Genomic DNA, 14,057 nt, shown 5'->3' on the forward strand with positions numbered 1-14,057 from the left:
ATCTCGCTGAGCTCCTGCTGTTCCCGGAGACCATGGAGCCTCTGGATCTGTGGTCATCGGGCTTTCCTTTCCGGGGCCGCACTACGCGGCACCTGAGCATCAGTCGCGGGGCGAGGCGGAAAGGTTCATGGGCCGGGGGCCGGGCCGGCTGGATCACCGCCGAAAATACGGGCCTGCCGGTCCCGAATCCGATCAACCGCGATGAATGGTGAACGCCTTGCGCAGAATGCTTGCGCGCCACGCAGCCTGTTCTTATATACGCGCCAAGCCGTCCAGCGCCGAATGCCGGTTGCCGGAGCGGAATTTCTTGTGAACAGGGGCTTTCGTCGGAACGCCTGTACGGGTCCTGAGAGCCTGCTTAGCGGAGAGATTAGAGAAATGGCAAAAGTAATCGGTATCGATCTGGGAACAACCAACTCCTGTGTCGCCATCATGGACGGCAAGGAATCCAAGGTGATCGAGAATGCGGAAGGCGCCCGCACGACCCCTTCCATCGTCGCCATCAACAGCGACGGCGAGCGCCTCGTCGGCCAGCCGGCCAAGCGCCAGGCGGTTACCAATCCTGAGAACACCATTTTCGCGGTCAAGCGCCTGATCGGCCGCCGCTACGACGATCCGGTGACGGAGAAGGACAAGAAGCTTGTCCCCTACAAGATCGTCAAGGGCGACAATGGCGACGCCTGGGTCGAGGCCGGCGGCAAGAAGCAGTCGCCTAGCCAGATCTCGGCGATGATCCTACAGAAGATGAAGGAAACGGCGGAGGCCTATCTCGGCGAGAAGGTCGAGAAGGCAGTCATCACCGTTCCGGCCTATTTCAACGACGCCCAGCGCCAGGCGACCAAGGATGCCGGCAAGATCGCCGGCCTCGAAGTGCTGCGCATCATCAACGAGCCGACCGCGGCAGCACTTGCCTATGGACTGGACAAGAAGGAAGGCAAGACGATTGCCGTCTATGACCTTGGCGGCGGCACGTTCGATATTTCGGTGCTCGAAATCGGCGACGGCGTGTTCGAGGTGAAGTCGACCAATGGCGACACCTTCCTCGGGGGCGAGGATTTCGACATGCGTCTGGTCGAATATCTGGCGGCCGAGTTCAAGAAGGAACAGGGCATCGACCTGCGGAACGACAAGCTCGCCCTTCAGCGCCTCAAGGAAGCGGCTGAAAAGGCCAAGATCGAGCTGTCGTCCACCACGCAGACCGAGATCAACCTGCCCTTCATCACCGCCGATGCCACCGGCCCCAAGCACCTGACGCTGAAGCTGACGCGGGCGAAGTTCGAGAGCCTGGTCGAGGATCTCGTCCAGCGCACGATCGATCCTTGCAAGGCGGCGCTCAAGGATGCCGGCCTGAAGGCCGGCGAAATCGACGAAGTCGTCCTGGTCGGCGGCATGACCCGTATGCCCAAGATCCAGGAGATCGTGAAGCAGTTCTTCGGCAAGGAGCCGCACAAGGGCGTCAACCCGGATGAGGTCGTCGCGTTGGGCGCCGCTATCCAGGCCGGCGTGCTGCAGGGCGACGTCAAGGACGTGCTGCTGCTCGACGTGACGCCGTTGTCGCTCGGCATCGAGACGCTGGGCGGCGTATTCACGCGGCTGATCGAACGCAACACGACGATTCCGACAAAGAAGAGCCAGGTGTTCTCCACGGCCGAGGATTCGCAGTCGGCGGTGACCATCCGCGTCTTCCAGGGCGAGCGTGAAATGGCCGCCGACAACAAGGCGCTCGGCCAGTTCGATCTGGTCGGCATCCCGCCTGCGCCGCGCGGCGTGCCGCAGATCGAGGTCACCTTCGACATCGACGCCAACGGCATCGTCAACGTCTCGGCCAAGGACAAGGGCACCGGCAAGGAGCACCAGATCCGCATCCAGGCGTCCGGCGGCCTTTCGGACGCCGACATCGAGAAGATGGTCAAGGACGCCGAGGCCAATGCCGAAGCCGACAAGAAGCGGCGCGCGCTGGTCGAGGCCCGCAACCAGGCCGAGGCGCTGGTGCATTCCTCGGAGAAGTCTCTGAAGGAATACGGCGAGAAGGTTTCCGAGGCCGACCGCACGGCGATTGCCGATGCGATCGCGGCGCTGAAGACCGCTGCCGAAGGCGACGATGTGACCGAGATCGAGGCCAAGACGCAGACGCTCGCCGAAGTCTCGATGAAGCTCGGCCAGGCCATGTACGAGGCTTCACAGAAGGAAGCCGCCGAGGCCGACGCCAAGGCTGATGCCGCCAAGGACAGTGACGTCGTCGATGCCGACTTCGAGGAAATCGACGAAGACGACGAGAAGAAGAAGTCGGCCTGAACCGCCTGACGGTACAGGTAAGGGAAAAAGCCCGGCGCACAGCCGGGCTTTTTTGCAACCCTTTGCCGGAAAAACGCTGCGCTGCCCGAAAAAATGCGGACAAAGCCTCGTAGACACTGGCATCGCGGCTCCATCACACCTAAATCGGAACAGCGTGCCGGCAAACGACGCAACGATGCTTCAAGACGTTGACTATCCGGACTGCGGGAAAACATGAAAGCTGATTTTTACGAAACGCTAGGCGTGCAAAAGGGCGCCGACGAGAAGGAGCTCAAGAGCGCTTTTCGCAAGCTCGCCATGCAGTTCCATCCCGACCGCAACCCAGGCGACCATGCCTGCGAGCACAAGTTCAAGGAAATCAACGAAGCCTACGAGACACTGAAGGACCCGCAGAAGCGCGCCGCCTATGATCGCTTCGGCCACGCCGCCTTCGAGCACGGCGGTATGAATGGCGGGGCGCAAGGCTTTGGCGCCGGCGGCTTCGCCGACATTTTCGAAGACATTTTCGGCGACATGATGGGCGGGCGCCAGCGCCGCTCGTCCGGCGGCCGCGAGCGCGGCGCCGACCTGCGCTACAATATGGAAATTACGCTGGAAGAGGCATTTTCCGGCAAGACCGCGCAGATTCGGGTGCCAGCCTCGATTTCCTGCTCGGAATGCTCGGGCAGCGGCGCCAAGCCTGGCACCCAGCCCGTCACCTGCTCGATGTGCAACGGCCACGGCAAGGTGCGCGCCACGCAAGGCTTCTTCTCGATCGAGCGCACCTGCCCGCAATGCCAGGGGCGCGGCCAGACCATCAAGGATCCGTGCCCGAAATGCGCCGGCCAGGGCCGTGTCACCGAGGAGCGCTCGCTGTCGGTAAACATCCCTGCCGGCATCGAGGATGGTACCCGCATCCGGCTGGCCAATGAGGGCGAGGCCGGCCTGCGCGGCGGCCCGTCGGGCGATCTCTACATCTTCCTCGCGGTCAAGCCGCACGAATTCTTCCAGCGCGACGGGGCCGATCTTTATTGCAAGGTGCCGATCTCGATGACGACGGCAGCGCTTGGCGGCTCGTTCGAGGTGACGACACTGGACGGTACCCAGACGAAGGTGAAGGTGCCGGAAGGCACCCAGAACGGTCGCCAGTTCCGCCTCAAGGGCAAGGGCATGCCTGTGCTGCGCCAGCCCAATATCGGCGACCTCTACATCCAGACCGTGGTTGAGACGCCGCAGAACCTTTCGCGCCGTCAGCGCGAATTGCTGGAGGAATTCGAGCAGCTTTCCTCAAAGGACAATTCGCCTCAGTCGAGCGGATTTTTCGCCCGCATGAAAGACTTTTTCGAAACGTTCGGCGAGCACTGAAGCTGATCCCTGGAAAACGCTTCCCGAGCGTCATCAACACCTTATCCGGGGATTCGCCTTGTCTTGCACCTCGTAACTGCTAAGTAGCATGCGAGGGAGCGTTGAGGAGGACTTTCAATGACGCGTAGTCCCGGACTGCGAAAGACGCTGGCGGAAAAGTTCGACGACGAGCTGAAGTTCTTCAAGGGCTGGATCGACAAGCCGAAGGCGGTCGGTTCGATCGTCCCGACCAGTTCCATCACCGCTGGCAAGATGGCCTCGATCGTCGATCCGACATCCGGCCTGCCGGTGCTCGAGGTCGGACCCGGTACAGGCGTCATCACACGCGCCATCCTCGCCCAGGGCATTAAGCCTGAGAATCTCTACGCGGTCGAATATTCCACTGATTTCGTGCGCCATCTGCGCCAGCTTTATCCAGGCGTCAACGTCATCGAGGGCGACGCCTTCAATCTCGACGCGACGCTCGGCGACAAGCGCGACCTGATCTTCGATTCTGTGATATCGGGCGTGCCGCTGCTCAATTTCCCTGTCGCCCAGCGCATCGCCTATGTCGAGAGCCTGCTCGACCGTATCCCGGCGGGCCGGCCGATCGTGCAGCTGACTTACGGGCCGCTGTCGCCGATCCCGCCGGGCCGCGGCGACTATACGGTCGAGCATTTCCATTTCGTCATCCGCAACATTCCGCCGACGCAGCTTTGGATCTACCGACGCGGGGCCGCATGAATTGAAACGTTGGGTTTGAATAGCACTTGTCTTATACCCATCGGGTGACAAGGCAGACCCATGGCTGTGATCCCGAAAATTCTCGTCGTCGCCGGTTCGGTGCGCAGCGGCGCCTATAGCGGCAGGACCGCCGACGTGGCACAGAAGGAACTTGCCATGCAGGGCGCCGAGGTGACCCGCATCTCGCTCGCCGACTATCCGCTGCCGATCCTCGACCAGGATTTGGAAAAGGAAGAAGGCATTCCCGACAATGCTTTCAAGCTCGGCCGGATGATCGCCGCCCATGACGGGCTGCTGGTCGCGACGCCCGAATATAACGGCTCCATTCCACCGTTGCTCAAGAACAGCATCGACTGGGTGAGCCAGCTGCGCAAGGATGGCGGCCGGACGTTCAGGCCACTTGCCGGCAAGGTCGCCGGCCTCTGCTCGTCTTCCAACGGACCCTTCGGCGGGATACGCTGCATCAACCATCTGCGCGCCGTTCTGGTACGCTGCCGGATGGAGGTGGTGACACCGGAATGCTCGGTGCCGGAGGGCGGCTACGCCTTCGACGACGAGGGCAAGTTCAGGGACGAGAGACTACGCCAATCGATGGAGCACCTATGCCGAACGCTGATCGAAACCTCGCGCATGCTGTCGACGCGGATCGAGGCATGATCCCGGACGCCGCGCATGCCGACACGATGCAGGAAAGGCTGATCGTCGGCCTCGACCTGCCGACGCTGAAGCAAGCCGAGAAAGCGGTGCGCGAGCTCGACGGGATCGTCTCCTTCTACAAGATCGGTTACCAGCTCGCGTTTGCCGGCGGGCTCGACTTCGCCCGCGAGCTGGCCAGCGGCGGCACCAGGATCTTTCTCGACATGAAGCTGCTCGACATCGACAACACCGTGGCCAAGGGGGTCGAAAACATCGCCAGGATGGGCATGAGCATGCTGACGATCCATGCCTATCCGAAGACGATGAAGGCGGCGGTCGAGGCTGCCAGGGGCAGCGACCTTTGCCTACTCGGGGTCACCGTGCTGACCTCGATGGACGAGCAGGACGTGATCGACGCCGGCTATGAGTATGATCCGCATACACTGGTGCTGAGGCGCTCCGAGCAGGCGCTGCATGCCGGCATGGGCGGCATCGTCTGCTCGGCCGAGGAAGCTGAGGCGGTGCGCCGCATCGTCGGCCCCGACCTGGCGGTCGTGACGCCGGGAATCCGGCCGAAGGGCAGCGACCATGGCGACCAGAAACGCGTGGTGACGCCGGCGCAGGCGATCCGCAACGGCTCCAGCCACCTCGTCGTCGGCCGGCCGATCGTCGGTGCGGCCGACAGGCGGGCGGCGGCGGAAGCGATCCTCGATGAAATGCGCTCGGCCTGAGGGCAGGAATTAACCCGGAGAAAAGCCATGCCCAAGGGATACTGGATCGCTCGCGTCGATGTACGCGATGCGGAAGGCTACAAGGACTATGTCGCAGCTGCCAAACCGGCCTTCGACCGCTTCGGCGCCAAGTTCCTGGCGCGCGGCGGCGCGCATGAGAAGGCCGAGGGGCCGGGCCGCGACCGCAACGTGATCATCGAGTTTCCGTCGCTTGCGGCGGCGCATGACTGCTACCACTCGCCCGAATACCAGCGCGCCGTCGCGATCCGCCAGAAGGTGGCCGAGGGCGAAATCGTGTTGGTCGAGGGGATTTAGGCGAGAAGCCGGTTCGCCGCTGCCTCCGCCATCGCATCGGCGAGGCTCAAGCCCCATTGCTGGCGACAGTAATCGCGGAAATCGAAGCAGGGCAGGCCGGGGCAGACCTCGAACTCGATGAGGTGGACGCTGTCGTCGGCTTCGACCCGGAAATCGATGGAAAACACATCCCGCAGGCCAAGCCCGACCATCAGGCGTTCGGCGATGCGACGGATTCTTGCATCGGCTTCAGGCTGGCTGCCGGCGACCGGCAGCAGCACCGGCTCGGTATATTTTCCCGCAGCTTTCGCCGCTGCGCCGGCATCGCCGTAAAGCGCCAGGCTGTCCTGCATGGTCTGGAAGTCGCCGCCCGAATCGACAAAGGCGATGCCCAGCGCCTCGACGCCGGTATCCGGCCTCAATCCGAGAAAACTGGCGCGCGCGTTGCGGCCGGCGACATAGGGCTGGACGACGACATCGTCGCGATAGGCGGCGAAGACGCGCCGGCTAAGCTCCAGCGCGTGGCCGAGATCGTGGCAGTGCGAATCCGGCCAGATGCCGATCTTGGCGCCGAGCCGGTTCGGCTTGACGAACCAGCCGCCGGGCGAGGCCGGTGGCGCGACCAGCCAGGCGCCGTCACGGGCAAGGCCCGCCCGCGGCACCGGCAGGCCAAGCGCGCCGAGCACGGCGCCGGACCGGAACTTGTCCTGACAGAGCGCGAACGACGCATCGTCGGCGCCGATCGCCTTCAGCCCATTCAGCCGTGCCAGAGCTGGTGCGGCGCCGCCGCGGAAATAGGCAATGCCGTCGGTCAGCGTCCAGACAAGCGTGGTCTTCGGGTCCTCGCCGGCGAGAACGCTTGCAGCATCGTCGAGCGCCAGCGGTACGAACGACAGGCCGCGCGTCTGGCAAGCGGCGGCAAGTGCGTCGAATTCAGCAGCGATGTCGGTCGATTGCGCCAGATAGGAGGCGATTTCGGCGGCACGCTCCGGCACGTGGTTATCGGCGACCAGCCGATCGAAGCAAGCCTTTTCCGGCTCGTAGACAAGGATCAGCTTCAGCTCGCGGCTTGACATGATCGAAACGATTTCCCGGCAGCACGATTGCCTAAAGCAATTCCAGGAAAAGTGTGAAACGGTTTTCCGTCCGGAATTGCGTCAAAACAAAGAGATAGAGCGGTTCAGCATTCCCGCGAAACGATGAACCGTTCTAGCATCGCGCGGCGAATGCATTCGGCTTTCGCGGAACCGACGTCAGCTGGACGCCTGCACGACAATGCTAGACATGGGTCTAGCCAATCAGCACGCGTGGCTCGAAGCGACCATTGACTGGAATGTCGAGCATGAATGTCATGCCGGCTTGCGGGTCGAGCAGGCGCTGCTTCTCGCTTTTGCCCGACCAGGCGGAGGTGACCGCCAGCCGGTCGGCATTCCTGCCGACGAAAGCCGGACAGGACGGCTGCGTCGCCGGCATCGCCACCGAACGGACGAGCTTGCCGTCGGGTCCATAGGCTTCGACGACGCTGCCGCCCCAGCAGGCGTTCCACAATATGCCGTCACGGTCGAGCACCGAACCATCGATATAGCCCTTGGTCGAACGGTGGTCGACGAAGACCTTCGGTTCGCCAACCGGCAGGCCGGTCGCCGGATCGCAGCCGACGCGCATCAACAGCCCGGTGCTGGTGTCGGTGTAATAGGCAATGGTCCCATCCTCGGAAAAGCAGATCGAGTTGGGCACAGTAATGTCGGCATAAAGCCGGCGCAGCTCGCCCTTGAAGAACCAGTAGATCGAACCGGCACCCTTCTCCTCGCCCTTGCCCATGGTGCCGACCCACAGCGCGCCGCAAGGGTGAACGCGTGAATCGTTCGAGCGGGTGACCGCATTGTCGGCCTCGATCGGCGTGTGCAGCGTCAGCTTGCCGGTCGCGACGTCGCGGACATGCAGGCCGGTCTCGGTGGCGATCAACTGGCGCCGGTCGTCGACGATGGCGACGGCGCTGGCCATCTGACCGAGCTCGTGGATCTTGACCGCACCGCCCGACAGGCGCTGTTCGAGGAGCTGGCCATTGACGATGTCGAACCAGTAGAGCGTGTCGGTGGCAGGGTCATAGCTTGGTCCCTCGCCGAGTTGGCAGACATGGTCGGAAAAAACCGAAACAATGGTCTCGCTCATCATGCCACTCCAAACGCCGCGTCCCAGGCCTGAACTGCGGCTTTCGCCCGTGCTGCCACTTCGTCGACGCTCATGCCCGGCTTGAACAGGCTGGAGCCAAGACCGAAGACGCTGACGCCCGCTGCCTTGTAGCCGGCAAAATCCTTGTCCGAAACGCCGCCGACCGCGCCGACCAGCACACTGGCCGGCAGCACCGCGCGCATCGCCGAAATGCCTGCCGCGCCAAGCACGCTCGCCGGGAAGAATTTCAATGCCGAGGCACCGAGCCGGATTGCTTGAAATGCCTCGGTCGGCGTGAACACGCCGGGCATCGTCACCATGCCGTAGTGCATGGCCCGGCCCATGACCTCGGCATCGATATTGGGGCTGACCAGCAGCCGCCCGCCGGCCTTGTGCAGGCCGTCGACATCGGCGGCGCTGAGCACCGTGCCGGCACCGACCAAGGCTGTTGGAGGAAGCGCTCCGACAATGCTGGCGATGGAGGCGTAAGGATCGGGCGAGTTGAGCGGCACCTCGATCGCTTCGATACCGGCGCCGAAGATCGCCTGGCCGATCGCCACCGCCTCGCTTGGCTTGAGGCCACGCAGGATGGCGACCAGACCCCGCTCGAGCTTTGGAAAAGGTGCGGTTTCGGTCATGCGGCAACTCCATTTCCAGCGATCATGCCATTTTCGCGCGCGGCTTCAGCAAGACCGGCACGCACCGCCTCGTCGGCGTCGACCACCCTGACCGCGAGCCCGGCAAGGCCGAGGGCGTCGGCATAGAGCTTGCCGAGTGCGCCCGACGCGATCAGCACGACGGGCACGGCACTCGCCCCATAACGGCGACTTGCCGAAGCGATCTCGCCGCCGATCAGCAGGCCGGACAGGCAGGCGGCGGCATCCTCGGGCTTCAGATCCTGCAGCAGGCTGGCGGCGCGGATCGAGAACAGTCTTGAACCGATGTCACCGCCTTCGGCCAACGCCTTCAGGCACCACTCCCGGAAAAATGGATTTTCGGCGGCAACCGGCTTCGGCGGCTCGCCCAGCGAATGGCGCAGGATCGAGTGCGCGGCCAGCACCGAAAACAGCTCGCCGGTCGGCCAGGTGCCGAAACCGGCAACAGAGCCGTCCTCGACCAGCACCCATTTCGAATGGGTGCCAGGCATGCAGACGAGATGGCGTCCCTTTGCCGGCAAACCGGCGCCGGCAAGCTGCGTCTCCTCGCCGCGCATGACATCCGGGGCGTCGGCCAGACGCTGGGCAAGGCCGGGCACGATGCGGATGTCGCGGCGCTGGCCGGGAATGCGGGCAGCGCCGGCGAGAATAGCGCCGATCGGCGCCGGCACGCTGACATAGGGTGCCTCCAGCCAGCCCTGGCGCGAACCGGCCATGCCGCAAATGATGACCGGCAGCGCCTCGGCTGCGCCCAAGGCAGCCAGATGCCCTTCGAGAATGGACGAAAATCCTTTAGCCTGGGCGGTGATCAGCCCGTCATCGCCGCGCCACTCGGCGAGAACCTTGCCGGCGCCGTCGAGCAGCCAGACCCTCATGCGGGTGGTGCCCCAGTCGACGGCCGCGACGGAAGCTGCCTTGCTCGATGAGATCACAGGAATCCCCCATCGACGATCAGCATCTGCGCGGTCAGCATGCGTGAGGCATCCGACGCCAGGAACAGCACAGTGCCGACAATGTCTTCCGGCTGCATCACCTCTTTGATGCACTGTTTGGCGACATGAGCGGCGAGCGCTTCTTCGGTGACCCAGAGCTTTCTCTGCCGCTCGGTGATCACCCAGCCGGGCGCGATCGCGTTGACACGGATGCCGTCGACGCCGAGCTTGCCGGCAAGACCCTTGGTGAGACCGACGATGCCGGCCTTGGCGGCGGTGTAGGCCGGCATATCGGGATGGTTGATGAGAAACGACGTCGAGGTGAAGTTGATGATCGAGCCGCCGCCGGCCCGCTTCATGCCCGGCGCCACCGCCTGTGCGCTGAAGAAATGCGGGCGCAGGTTGATGGCATGATTGTTGTCCCAGAACTCCACCGTGACGTCTTCCACGGCATGACGGTCATCCTGCGCGGCATTGTTGACCAGCACCGTCACGTCGCCATGCGCCTCTGCAGCTTTGCCCGCCGATAGCCGCAACGCCTCGATGTCGCGTATGTCGGTCTTGAGATAGAGCGGCCGCCGGCCCAGCTCCTTCTCTAACCGATCGGCCAGCGCCAGGCTCGCACGGTCGGCAATATCGATGAAGGCGACGTTTGCCCCCTGGCGGACAAAGCCTTCTGTCAAGGCAGCACCAATGCCGGAGCCGCCGCCGGTGATCAGCACCGAAGCGCCTTCGAGGTCGGCAAAGCGTGCCGATGGCATCATGAAATTCTCTCCCGGTCCAATGATCTCGGTCGGCCGGCGCGCATCCTATCCAGCCGTGTCGGGCGGGCAAGGGCGAAAGAGTGGATTGTCAGGACTTATGTCCGACAAAAGGCCGCACGGGCCGCCGATCGATCAGCTGCCCAGCCGGACGCGGTACAATTCGACTGCGGCTCCGCTGGTCCCGGCAACCGGCTCAAGCCATTCCGGCACGCTGCCGCGCATCAGCCCGGCAAGAAAGCCTGCCGGCGCCTTGGCTGCGAGGAGCTTGCTTTCGGCGCTGCCGGGGCACAGCGCGACGAGGCCGACGTGATGATCCGCCACGACCGTCCTGGCATCGGCATCGGACCCAAGGAAGGCATCGAGCGCCAGCAGGTTGCCGGCGACATTGCGATGATAAGGCCCGGCGAAGACGCGATGTCCGGAATAGGCCAGGATAGGCGATCCGAGATTGGAAATTGCCAGCACGGTGGTGCCGGGCAGGCGGCCGAGTGCCGCAAAGGAGGCCATGCGCTGGCAAGCGACATCGGCGCCGTCGCCATTATCGGCGGCGGTATTGCTGTCCTCGAAGGCGACCGAGGTTGCCGCGGCAGCCCCAGTCCAGACGGCATTCACTGAAACCAGCCAGACGGCGGCCATGCGCAGCGCCACGCCGCGCGACGCGCTGGCCTCGGCCCGTTGACGCCATTTGGCAATCCAGGCGGCAAGCGGGATGACGGCGAAGGCGATCGAGAATGTCGAACCGCGTACCTGCCAGGCGCTGACGATGAAGGCCACGACAAGCAGCGCGCCGACAAGGCTGTCCTGCCGCCGCCAGCCACCGCGGCCAAGGCGAAGCGCCATCAGCATGAGCGCAATGAGCGGCGTGGCATAGCGCGCCACCACCCCGGCCGGATCTTCAGTGAGCAGCTTGAACAGCGACTGCGCCTCGTCGATGTGATCAAGCCATAGCTCCTTGAGGCGCGGATCGAGGTTGGCGTAGGGCGCTGCCAGGCATTGTGGGAACAACAAGACGACGACAGCGCCCAATAACAGGGCAAGCAGGCCAAGTGAGGCGATGCGCCATTGGCGCGTGCGGCCGGCGGGCTCGACCGACGCTATCGCCGCAAGGCCGGTTCCGGCAATCGCCGCGACGACGAACTGCACGGCCGAGAAGGCGTCGCATTGCGCCTGACCCCAGGCAGACGGCGCAATGGTGGCGACAAAGACGAGAGCGGACACGCCGGCAAAGCCGAGGCCGAAATCCCGGGCGATCAGCCTCTCGCCATTGGCGCCGAGGGCGAACAGTATGGCAACAGAGGCGCCGATGGTGGCCACATAAGGCGCGGTCTCCATGCCGACGGCCAGCATCAATCCGGCGCACAGGCCGGAGAGCAATGCCGCCGGCCTGCGCGTTGGCGCTTCAAGCAACAGGCTCAGACTGGCCATGCTCAGCATCAGCTGGATATTGTGGTGATCGAGCGCGCCAGGCGAAAAAATGCCGAGGAAATACAGTGCGGCAGCGCCGATCACGACAGCGGGCAGCACGGCGCTGTCACCGGCAAAGCTGCGCGCGGCGCGAGCCGTGAAAAATACGGTCAGGCAGAAGAGCAGCGCCGGCCACAGCACTTGCGCAACATTCTCGGCAAAGGCCGCGCTGCCGGTCAGGGCCGATACGGCGATGATGATGGCGGCGATCGGCGCATCGACCAGCCGCGACCAATGCATGACGAAACCGCCTTCCAGGCCCATCCTGTACTGGTGGAGATCGAACCACCTTTGGCCGGCCAGCATGTCGCGAACTTCGACGAGGCGCAGCAGATTGTCGTTGTCGCCGCCGGCATTGGTCAGTGCCGGGAAGCCGGCAAAGGCATTGACGGTAAGCGCCAGCGCCGTGGCAAGCAGCGCCAGCGCGATATCGGACCTCCAAATGGAGGCGCCATCGTCGGCTGTGCTCATATCGGGACCTTTGGAAGGAATACGGTGCGGTTTAAACCTAGCCTTAACAGCTTCAATAAATAGTAAAGCCGCCCGAGCGAGGCCGGCGTTTGAGCGGTCAGGGGCCTTACAGGGCATCCGGAGACGAAAATGCCACAAGAAGTGCGCCATGAGCCGAGCATCGCCGTGCTCCTGCCTTGCTACAATGAGGAGCTGACGATCGGCGAAGTGGTGCGGCGCTTTCGCGAAACGCTGCCTGCCGCAGCGATCTATGTCTACGACAACAATTCGCGCGACCTGACGGCGCTCCGAGCCCGCGCCGCCGGCGCCATCGTGGTGCGCGAGCCGCGCCAGGGCAAAGGCAATGTCGTGCGCCGCATGTTCGCCGACATCGAGGCCGACATCTACCTGATGGCCGACGGCGACGGCACCTATGCGCCGGAGGACGCGCCGCAACTGATCAACACGCTGCTGACCGAGCGCTCCGACATGGTGGTGGGCACCAGGCGCGGTGTCGCCAACGACGCCGGCAGGACAGGCCACGCCTTCGGCAACCGCATCTTCAACAGCCTCTACAAACGTTTGTTTGGCTCGGACTTTACCGATATCTTCTCGGGTTACCGCGCCTTCACCAGGCGCTTCGTCAAGAGTTTTCCCGCCGTTTCCGGCGGTTTCGAGATCGAGACCGAAATGTCGGTGCACGCCTCGCAGCTCAAATTGCCGGTCAGCGAGATCGGCCTCGACTATGGCCGCCGGCCGGAAGGCTCCTCGTCGAAGCTGTCGACCTTTCGCGACGGCGCGAAGATCCTGTGGATGTTCGCCATGCTGATGAAGGAGACGCAGCCGCTGCGTTTCTTCGGCGCTTTTTCGGTGTTCTTCCTGGCATCAAGCCTGTTTCTGATGGCCCCGGTGCTGATCGAGTTCGCCGAAACCGGGCTTGTGCCGCGCATGCCGACGTGGGTGCTGTCGGTAGGGCTGCTGCTGCTGTCGATGCTGGCGGCGGTGACCGGGGTAATCCTCGATTCGGTGTCGCGCGGCCGGGCCGAGCAGAAGCGCATCTTCTATCTGTCGATGCCTTCCGGCCGCGTCGAACGCGAACGCGCAAGTGCGCTCGCGACTTTGAAGACCGGACCGCGCAAGACCCCGCGGGCGGCTTAGAGCCGTAAATGGGACGCCTCGCCCGCTTCATTGTCGCCGGCGGCATCGGCTTCGTCGCCGACGCGGCGGCGCTTTGGCTGGTGCTGGCGACAACGCCGCTTGGCCCCTTCGCAGCCCGAATCATCTCGATCGGTTTTGCCCTGTCCGTCACCTGGCTGATCAATCGCCATCTGACCTTCTCGCCTTCCAGCCGCGGCGTCGCGCAAGAGGGCGCACGCTATGGCGGCGTCGGCATCGCCACCAGCCTCGTCAATTATCTCGTCTATTGCGCCATGCTGTTCGCGCTGCCGATGGTGCCGCCGCTCGTCGCCCTTGCGGTCGCCTCGCTGGTTGCCATGGCGCTGTCCTTCCTCGGCTATTCCAAGCTGGTCTTCGACCGCTGAACGCACATCGCATTGGGGTCTGCGCCAGAAGCGCAGCCTCATCATGACCTTGGCC

14 protein-coding genes are annotated in these 14,057 nt (G+C 63.9%); 8 read left to right on the forward strand and 6 right to left on the reverse strand.

Going from position 1 to position 14,057, the window contains the following annotated elements; translation table 11 throughout:
- Positions 1-378 precede the first annotated feature (378 nt).
- From dnaK to NKH93_RS20145, 6 genes are all read left to right on the forward strand, one after another.
- Entirely contained in the window at positions 379-2,295 is a 1,917-nt protein-coding gene (gene dnaK / locus NKH93_RS20120) for a molecular chaperone DnaK (RefSeq protein WP_023679851.1), read from the forward strand.
- A 213-nt stretch (positions 2,296-2,508) separates the two neighbouring features.
- On the forward strand, positions 2,509-3,639 hold the full coding sequence (gene dnaJ, locus NKH93_RS20125; protein ID WP_023679852.1) for a molecular chaperone DnaJ: 1,131 nt from the start codon (positions 2,509-2,511) through the stop codon (positions 3,637-3,639).
- Positions 3,640-3,756: 117 nt separating this feature from the next.
- Complete coding sequence (gene pmtA, locus NKH93_RS20130) at positions 3,757-4,362, forward strand: phospholipid N-methyltransferase PmtA (protein WP_023679853.1); 606 nt, start codon at positions 3,757-3,759, stop codon at positions 4,360-4,362.
- 60 nt (positions 4,363-4,422) lie between these two features.
- A complete protein-coding gene (locus tag NKH93_RS20135; protein ID WP_352472807.1) occupies positions 4,423-5,019 on the forward strand; it encodes an NADPH-dependent FMN reductase in 597 nt (198 codons plus the stop codon).
- Positions 5,016-5,729 carry an orotidine-5'-phosphate decarboxylase gene (gene pyrF, locus NKH93_RS20140; protein ID WP_352684079.1) on the forward strand — a complete coding sequence of 238 codons (714 nt, stop codon included), beginning with the start codon at positions 5,016-5,018 and terminating at the stop codon, positions 5,727-5,729. The genes NKH93_RS20135 and pyrF overlap by 4 nt, the downstream gene beginning before the upstream one ends.
- A 27-nt stretch (positions 5,730-5,756) precedes the next feature.
- The gene (locus NKH93_RS20145) at positions 5,757-6,044 is read left to right on the forward strand and encodes a DUF1330 domain-containing protein (protein WP_023679856.1); all 288 of its coding nucleotides are present in this window, start codon (positions 5,757-5,759) and stop codon (positions 6,042-6,044) included.
- Here the strand turns inward: NKH93_RS20145 and NKH93_RS20150 are convergent.
- From NKH93_RS20150 to NKH93_RS20175, 6 genes are all read right to left on the reverse strand, one after another.
- Positions 6,041-7,099 carry a D-alanine--D-alanine ligase family protein gene (locus NKH93_RS20150; RefSeq protein WP_352971581.1) on the reverse strand — a complete coding sequence of 353 codons (1,059 nt, stop codon included), beginning with the start codon at positions 7,097-7,099 and terminating at the stop codon, positions 6,041-6,043. The two genes, NKH93_RS20145 and NKH93_RS20150, sit on opposite strands and share 4 nt — an antisense overlap.
- 214 nt (positions 7,100-7,313) lie before the next feature.
- Positions 7,314-8,195 carry an SMP-30/gluconolactonase/LRE family protein gene (locus NKH93_RS20155; protein WP_352684075.1) on the reverse strand — a complete coding sequence of 294 codons (882 nt, stop codon included), beginning with the start codon at positions 8,193-8,195 and terminating at the stop codon, positions 7,314-7,316.
- On the reverse strand, positions 8,195-8,833 hold the full coding sequence (locus tag NKH93_RS20160) for a 2-dehydro-3-deoxy-6-phosphogalactonate aldolase (protein ID WP_023679860.1): 639 nt from the start codon (positions 8,831-8,833) through the stop codon (positions 8,195-8,197). Before NKH93_RS20160 ends, NKH93_RS20155 begins: the two co-directional genes overlap by 1 nt.
- Positions 8,830-9,780 (reverse strand): 2-dehydro-3-deoxygalactonokinase, encoded by a 951-nt coding sequence (locus tag NKH93_RS20165; RefSeq protein ID WP_502896470.1) that lies wholly within the window; start codon positions 9,778-9,780, stop codon positions 8,830-8,832. Before NKH93_RS20165 ends, NKH93_RS20160 begins: the two co-directional genes overlap by 4 nt.
- The gene (locus NKH93_RS20170; protein ID WP_352971585.1) at positions 9,780-10,547 is read right to left on the reverse strand and encodes an SDR family NAD(P)-dependent oxidoreductase; all 768 of its coding nucleotides are present in this window, start codon (positions 10,545-10,547) and stop codon (positions 9,780-9,782) included. The genes NKH93_RS20165 and NKH93_RS20170 overlap by 1 nt, the downstream gene beginning before the upstream one ends.
- A gap of 132 nt (positions 10,548-10,679) precedes the next feature.
- On the reverse strand, positions 10,680-12,482 hold the full coding sequence (locus NKH93_RS20175; RefSeq protein WP_352971588.1) for a GtrA family protein: 1,803 nt from the start codon (positions 12,480-12,482) through the stop codon (positions 10,680-10,682).
- A gap of 129 nt (positions 12,483-12,611) precedes the next feature.
- Here NKH93_RS20175 and NKH93_RS20180 point away from each other — a divergent pair, with 129 nt between their 5' ends.
- Positions 12,612-13,619, forward strand: coding sequence for a glycosyltransferase (locus NKH93_RS20180; protein ID WP_352472814.1), 1,008 nt, complete (start codon positions 12,612-12,614; stop codon positions 13,617-13,619).
- 8 nt (positions 13,620-13,627) lie between these two features.
- Positions 13,628-14,002 carry a GtrA family protein gene (locus NKH93_RS20185; protein ID WP_352684065.1) on the forward strand — a complete coding sequence of 125 codons (375 nt, stop codon included), beginning with the start codon at positions 13,628-13,630 and terminating at the stop codon, positions 14,000-14,002.
- Positions 14,003-14,057: the final 55 nt, after the last annotated feature.

Origin of the sequence: Mesorhizobium sp. M0954 (genome assembly GCF_040319155.1) — a bacterium.
Classification (GTDB): Bacteria; Pseudomonadota; Alphaproteobacteria; order Rhizobiales; family Rhizobiaceae; genus Mesorhizobium.

What these genes read in the sequence shown, in the direction of transcription:
- pyrF (WP_352684079.1), top strand. Translation starts at nt 5,016, where the DNA reads ATGATCCCGGACGCCGCGCATGCCGACACGATGCAGGAAAGGCTGATC.
- dnaK (WP_023679851.1), top strand. Translation starts at nt 379, where the DNA reads ATGGCAAAAGTAATCGGTATCGATCTGGGAACAACCAACTCCTGTGTC.
- NKH93_RS20180 (WP_352472814.1), top strand. Translation starts at nt 12,612, where the DNA reads ATGCCACAAGAAGTGCGCCATGAGCCGAGCATCGCCGTGCTCCTGCCT.
- NKH93_RS20185 (WP_352684065.1), top strand. Translation starts at nt 13,628, where the DNA reads ATGGGACGCCTCGCCCGCTTCATTGTCGCCGGCGGCATCGGCTTCGTC.
- NKH93_RS20160 (WP_023679860.1), bottom strand. Translation starts at nt 8,833, where the DNA reads ATGACCGAAACCGCACCTTTTCCAAAGCTCGAGCGGGGTCTGGTCGCC.
- NKH93_RS20150 (WP_352971581.1), bottom strand. Translation starts at nt 7,099, where the DNA reads ATGTCAAGCCGCGAGCTGAAGCTGATCCTTGTCTACGAGCCGGAAAAG.
- NKH93_RS20145 (WP_023679856.1), top strand. Translation starts at nt 5,757, where the DNA reads ATGCCCAAGGGATACTGGATCGCTCGCGTCGATGTACGCGATGCGGAA.
- NKH93_RS20175 (WP_352971588.1), bottom strand. Translation starts at nt 12,482, where the DNA reads ATGAGCACAGCCGACGATGGCGCCTCCATTTGGAGGTCCGATATCGCG.
- pmtA (WP_023679853.1), top strand. Translation starts at nt 3,757, where the DNA reads ATGACGCGTAGTCCCGGACTGCGAAAGACGCTGGCGGAAAAGTTCGAC.
- NKH93_RS20170 (WP_352971585.1), bottom strand. Translation starts at nt 10,547, where the DNA reads ATGATGCCATCGGCACGCTTTGCCGACCTCGAAGGCGCTTCGGTGCTG.
- dnaJ (WP_023679852.1), top strand. Translation starts at nt 2,509, where the DNA reads ATGAAAGCTGATTTTTACGAAACGCTAGGCGTGCAAAAGGGCGCCGAC.
- NKH93_RS20135 (WP_352472807.1), top strand. Translation starts at nt 4,423, where the DNA reads ATGGCTGTGATCCCGAAAATTCTCGTCGTCGCCGGTTCGGTGCGCAGC.
- NKH93_RS20155 (WP_352684075.1), bottom strand. Translation starts at nt 8,195, where the DNA reads ATGAGCGAGACCATTGTTTCGGTTTTTTCCGACCATGTCTGCCAACTC.